The sequence below is a fragment of the Rhodocytophaga aerolata genome, assembly GCF_030503435.1.
Lineage (GTDB): Bacteria > Bacteroidota > Bacteroidia > Cytophagales > 172606-1 > Rhodocytophaga > Rhodocytophaga aerolata.
On the sequence record NZ_JAUKPO010000139.1, the window covers coordinates 1 to 1,815 of the forward strand.

A 1,815-nucleotide genomic window follows, 5' to 3' on the forward strand; every position below is an offset into this window, starting at 1 on the left:
CAGGGCATAAGTACCTGAACCAGGTAGGCTATGCCCAATATTTCTCAACCATCCCCTACTCCCTTATTCACAATTTATTTTCTAACACAATGCAAAAGATGAATTTACATTTTGTAGCACTTTTTGGTGCCTCCTCTCTCTTCTTTTTGGGTTCAGCTCAGCTGTATGCCCAGGGCTTACAAGACAACACCACGCCAGCATGGCTCAAAAACAGTAATAACTTGTATGTAACGCAATCAGTAAAAGTAGGCATCGGCACCTCTACTCCGGCGCGTAACCTGGATATCTATAGCAATACCGGTAGCACCTATCTGCGAGTAGGTTCTACGGGAGGTGCCCAGGCCTCAAGCCAGACGGCTGGTATCGAACTGAGACGAGTGCTTTCCAACAACACCAATACCACCTGGACGCTTGCCAATGAAGGCGCTTTTAAGATCAGGAATAACAATGTAGAGCTTTTCTCTCTTAGCGGAAGCATTACCAAGCTGGGGGCCTCAATAACTACCCCTACACAACTCAATATTTATGGTGCCAATGTGGAAAAAACAGTTATTAACGACATCTATCAAGGCGCTTTACGGCTATGGTCCAAAGTAGGCAGTACCACCCATGGCCTGCATATGGATGGAAATCAGATTGAAAGCGATACAGATTTGTTTTTGAATCATATCAAGTCCAGCCATATTGTGCTGGCCAATGGCGGGGGCAAAGTAAAAGTGAATACCAACGATGGCGAATCCCGGCTCAATATTGCCTCCAATACCGATATGCAATTAAAACTGATCAATTCCGGAAGTGGGGGAGGCGCCTGGAGAATCGGTGTAGCCAACAGTGGCTGGGCAGCCGGAGCCGGAAAATTAGTTTTCTCTAAAACCAATAATTCAGCCGATGCTACGATGGTCATAACCCCTGCCGGCAATGTGGGCATTGGTCTCACTACGCCTTCCAAAACCTTACAGGTAAATGGCACGATCAGCACAAAAATCCTTGAAATCACCGGTGGAGCAGATTTAGCTGAACATTTTGATGTTACTGCCAGCGAAACACTACTTCCTGGCACTGTAGTAAGCATTGACCCCCAAAAGCCAGGCCAATTACGGATATCAAACCAGGCCTATGATAAAACGGTAGCCGGTATTGTAAGTGGAGCCGGCGATGTACAGCCAGGTATGCTGATGGGCCAAGCAGGTACACTGGCCAACGGGCAGCATCCGGTAGCCCTTACCGGCCGGGTCTATTGCCGGGTAGATGCCACGTATGGAGCTATTCGTCCCGGTGATCTGCTTACCACTTCGCCTACAACCGGGCAGGCTATGAAAGTGACTGATCCGCAGCAGGCACAAGGCGCCATCATTGGCAAAGCCATGACCTCGCTGGAGGAAGGAAACGGACTGGTCCTGGTATTAGTTAGTCTGCAATAATTCCTGGTCTATTTAAATACCTATTGATGATGAAAAAACTCAGCATACTTATATTACTGGGAATGGTTTGTATAGCAGCCATTCCCGGTATGGCCCAGAAGATGGTTCCGTATAGCTTCCGGTTTGAGCAAGGGGCCGATAGCCTGAAAGAAAGGGAACTGAAAGTACTTACGCAGGTAAGCTACGCCAGTGCGGTTTCGCTTCGCCTGTACTTTACAGGCACCCATCTGGGCGAAAACAGTTACCTGCTGCTGGAAGGTGCGGACGGAGCCAAACAGGAGCTGCATAAACAGGACCTGGAAAACTGGCAATATAGTTCAGCTTACTTTAATGGCAATGCGGTAAAAGTATCGTTGGTGGCAGTAACTGGTGAGAAAAATACGGTGCATATCAG

General features: G+C 48.0%; 2 protein-coding genes. Both read left to right on the top strand.

The features are described from left to right. Window positions 1–1,421: hypothetical protein (locus Q0590_RS37180; RefSeq protein ID WP_366970892.1), on the top strand; the 1,421-nt coding region annotated here is incomplete at its 5' end. A gap of 29 nt (window positions 1,422–1,450) precedes the next feature. Further along, window positions 1,451–1,815, top strand: a 365-nt coding sequence (locus Q0590_RS37185) for a hypothetical protein (protein ID WP_302042757.1), incomplete at its 3' end; no start/stop codon positions are given.